This is a genomic window from Flavobacterium sp., from assembly GCF_044368625.1.
Lineage (GTDB): Bacteria > Bacteroidota > Bacteroidia > Flavobacteriales > Flavobacteriaceae > Flavobacterium.
Genome location: NZ_JBIPPD010000338.1, coordinates 1 through 3,711 on the forward strand (window position 1 = coordinate 1; position 3,711 = coordinate 3,711).

A 3,711-nucleotide genomic window follows, 5' to 3' on the forward strand; every position below is an offset into this window, starting at 1 on the left:
CCTCGGTAACTGGTGATGAGCGGGCGCAACCTGAAACGAGGCTTGATGCCTAGTTGCTTGCATGTGTCCGCGAAGTCGTGCTCTAGGTAGAAGGCTTGGGGGTTTGCGTCCGCTTTGAACTTGAAGTGGTATTCGCCATCGGCGTCTACATAGACGTCCATCACATCTTCGCGTGGGAAAGCGTTAGACAGTAGGCGCTTGGCTTCGGCCACGCTCACGCGGGCTGCGTTGGGCAGGCGAACAACGTTCATCGGCACCCCTTCAGGTGTCAGCCTTCAATCAGGAGCCCCAGCAGGCGGGTGAAGGTTTCCCGCTCTTCGGTTCGCGGGCCTAGCTGGGGCAGAGCAGTCTAGCGTTAGGCGGAAGCCACTACGCGCAGGCCTGCCGGCACTGACTGCGCCGGGTCGAAATCAATCCCGGCCTGCTCAAGAATCCAGGCTTCTATTTTTTCGTGATGCACGCGCAGCAAGTCCAGCGGTCGGCGGATGTAGTTTTGCTCGCGCACGCCTTGCGGTGCGTGGCCTTGAATCTGTGCGCTGATGCCGCCCGGAATGTCCAGCCACTCGCACAGGCTGGCAAAGGAGCGGCGCAGGCCGTGCAGCGTCAATCCTTCCAGGCCCGCAGCAGCACAGGCGCGGCGGTGCGCAATGCTGGGGTCAACAAGGCGCCCTGATGCGCTGCTTATGCTCACGCCACCCTCGGGCGCCTGGGTGCCTTTACTGGCGTGATAGCGGGCTCTGCGGGCGGCGTTCTTGGTGTCGCCGGCAAGGCTCTGCGCACTTGAAAAAACCCAGCCATTGCGGCGCGGCAGCCCCGCCAGCAGATGCGCGACATAGGGCGTGAGCGGCACGGCGCGGCGTTCTTCTATCTTGTCCTTCAGGTCGAGTCCGCGCCATTGCGTGTTGACTTCATCCCAGCGCAGGGCGGCCAGTTCCTCACGGCGGGCACCGGTCAGCAGTAGGCACTGAAGGTAGGCAGAGATAACCGGGTTCGGGATGGCGCGAACGTGCGCAAACCATGCGGCCAACTGCTCGCGTTGCAGGTAGTCATTGCGCACCCTCGGCCTGCCTGCTGCCTCGCGGGCCTTCTTCGCACTGGCGGCTGTCGGGTCTGCGCGGCCTTTCAGGTCGGGCTCGGCAGCGGCCCAGCGCAGAAACGCCTTCAGCAGCCGCAGTGCCAGTCGCACGCGAGCCGGGCGGGCGGGTGCCTCACGCTTTGCCCACGCTTCCACGGCGGGGCCGTCAAGGTCAACCAGCCGCATTGCCATCAGGGGTGCCAGCGGGCCGGGCTTGGTCAACACGCCGGGCCTTCGCTTCCGCTCTTTGCCGCCTTCCTGAGCAGCTTTAAGGTGGTCGGCATAGGTGCGCTCGCCCCAGTGCGGCTGACGCTCTGCAAGGTAACGCGCCCAGGCTTCGCCCACTGTCAGGGCGGAGGCTGCTTGCTCGATTGCGGCAGCGGCGGCCTGGGCTGCCTTCTCAGCAGTGGCAGCGGCTTTCGCCTCGGCCTGCTCGCGCTCAAGCTCGCGGGGGTCGGTGCCAGCGTCCAGAAGCACAGAAAGGCGCTTTGCCTCGGCGCGGGCTTCCTCGATGCTGTAGGCGGACACGTTGCCGATGGTGCGGCGGATGGTGCGGTTCTTCAGGCTCTGCTCAAAGACAAACGACTTCGCTCCGTTCGGTGTGACGCGAACCCGCAGCCCGTTCCCCTCTGCATCGCGCAAGAAAGCCTGCGCCTTGCCTGGCGGGCAGGTCAGCCGCTCGATAACACCGGCCGTCAGGTTGCAGGGCTTCGTCAGGTCGGGCGCATCAGAGTTGCGGGGCCTTGCCATCGGGTGCCGTCCATTTCCATGTAGGGGCTGTGTAGGGGCAAAGCATGCGTTTTGCCGAACCTCAATCAACGCGAATGCTGTATCTGCATCCAGCATGTGGCTTGTAACGTGTTGATTTATATTGATTGTATCCGTGGCAATCTACACAGGCGAACACTTTCTTGCAGGAATTGAAAATCCGCGTGTCGGTGGTTCGATTCCGCCCCAGGCCACCAAATAAATCAACGACTTAGCCCAGCCCCTCAGGTTGGGCTTTGTTGTTTCTGGGCTCCGTGTAGGGGCTGTGTAGGGGCTGCGCGGGGTTTCCGCCCCCCGAAACGACAAGCCCGGCGCAGTGGCGCTTGAGTTGAAAGCGCGTTTGCGTTGATGTGGTGCAGGGCGGTCGCGCCAGTCTCCCCATCGGCAGTCTGTGCGTCCAGCACCCCAGCGACCGGTCACCGGCTGTCCTAGGCCCTGCACATTGAAGATAGGCGCGGCTCGCAGTCGCCGCTATCCCCCATCGGGGGCGCCGTGTTTCGGCCCGTAGGGATTGCCGAAGTTCGTCGAGTGACTATGCGGGTACTCGTCGAAGGTTTCGTAGCGCGGCCACACTTCCATGCTGCCGGGAACCTTCTGCGCAGCGGGGTCGCGCTCTAGGGCCTCTGCCTCGGTCATCTTCCAGCGGCTACGCACGAGACGGCCAGATGCTGAACAGCGGAGTTTCCATTGCCAGACTTCGATTAGCTTCATGCCGCCATGATGGCTGCCGGCTAGCTCACCAGATGAGCCTACTTTATTGCTGACCGTTCCGCGCGCGTACTCGGTGCCGAAAGTGCAGGCAGCGCCGCCAGCCATTCGCTGCTGATTCCGGCTCAATTTGCTGATTTACCAGCCGCCCCAAATGCCCGCAAACCCGCGCCAGTGCTGGGGAGTTGGGCGCTTGCTGCTGCTGATTTCCGTTCCAGGGGGCGATTTAGTCTGCGAATGGGAAGCCTATCGGTCTGGAAAACGCGTCCGCTCCAGAGAGTGATGCGCCCCCTACCCCTGCCAGCCCTCCCGATACTTGCCGATAGTTTTTCGGCGGCAGGTGCCAACCTAGAACGTCAGGGCCTGCTGCTCGCCGTCAGAACCGCCAGCACAGGGGCGCAGGCATGGCCGCCTCGGCTCTTCGTCCAGGTCGGCGCAGAACTCCGCAGCGATGGCCGCAGTCGCAGCGCTGTAGGCCTGCGCATAAGCTCGGGCTGGCAATCCATCTCCCGCGCCGTCCTTCAGCAGCTCCGCCACGTGGTCGACTCGCTCACGCAACACCAGCAAGCGCCGGGAACCTGCTGCGATGCGCTTCGCTGCCACCGGGTCGGCTGTTGGAACTAGGCCGAACTTCTCGGCCATGTATCGAAGGTGCAGCGGGTGCATGACGATGCAGCGATGCTCCCCGTTGTCGTACTGGGTCAGGCGGATAAGCCCCTCGCCGTGCCCATCTTCGATGCGCTCAATCATCAGGTCTGGAATGTCGTCGTCCATCTCTCGTTCCTTTCCATGCTCAGGCCATCAAGGCGCTGAAGTTGGGGCCGTCCTTGGTCAGCCTCTGATACGGTCCGCAGGCCTCTAAAGCCTCTAGGGGGTGGCATAGGTATAAAGGTGGTACACGCGGTGTCCTATGGCTTGTCATTTCGCCCCTGCTGCTGAATCGGTCGCTATCCCGCATGGCTATTGAGTTCTCGCCCATTTCAGCCACTGTCACGCTGTGTCCTGGTCCTGAATCCCATGTGTCACCCGGTGTCCTGGTTTTCGGGCTGACCACGTCACGCGGTGTCCTGGTGCGCGTCACGCGGTGTCCTGGGTCTTTTTTTTCGTCGCCGCTCGCCTTTGCCTGTTGCTCTGCCTTTTCAATCAAAGCGCAGGCGGCC

At 62.9% G+C, this 3,711-nt stretch carries 4 protein-coding genes; all 4 read right to left on the reverse strand.

Annotated features, from left to right (window positions below; genetic code table 11):
• A partial coding sequence (locus ACIQ2X_RS15875) for a hypothetical protein (protein ID WP_396179951.1) occupies window positions 1-251 on the reverse strand: 251 nt, incomplete at its 3' end.
• A gap of 104 nt (window positions 252-355) precedes the next feature.
• Window positions 356-1,825, reverse strand: a complete 1,470-nt coding sequence (locus ACIQ2X_RS15880; protein ID WP_396179952.1) for a tyrosine-type recombinase/integrase — start codon at window positions 1,823-1,825, stop codon at window positions 356-358.
• A gap of 489 nt (window positions 1,826-2,314) precedes the next feature.
• Entirely contained in the window at window positions 2,315-2,659 is a 345-nt protein-coding gene (locus ACIQ2X_RS15885) for a hypothetical protein (RefSeq protein ID WP_396179953.1), read from the reverse strand.
• A gap of 240 nt (window positions 2,660-2,899) precedes the next feature.
• Window positions 2,900-3,325 carry a hypothetical protein gene (locus ACIQ2X_RS15890; protein ID WP_396179954.1) on the reverse strand — a complete coding sequence of 142 codons (426 nt, stop codon included), beginning with the start codon at window positions 3,323-3,325 and terminating at the stop codon, window positions 2,900-2,902.
• Window positions 3,326-3,711 lie beyond the last annotated feature (386 nt).

Excerpts from the sequence above, each read along its gene's own strand:
- ACIQ2X_RS15890 (WP_396179954.1), bottom strand. The coding sequence starts at position 3,325 with ATGGACGACGACATTCCAGACCTGATGATTGAGCGCATCGAAGATGGG.
- ACIQ2X_RS15885 (WP_396179953.1), bottom strand. The coding sequence starts at position 2,659 with ATGGCTGGCGGCGCTGCCTGCACTTTCGGCACCGAGTACGCGCGCGGA.
- ACIQ2X_RS15880 (WP_396179952.1), bottom strand. The coding sequence starts at position 1,825 with ATGGCAAGGCCCCGCAACTCTGATGCGCCCGACCTGACGAAGCCCTGC.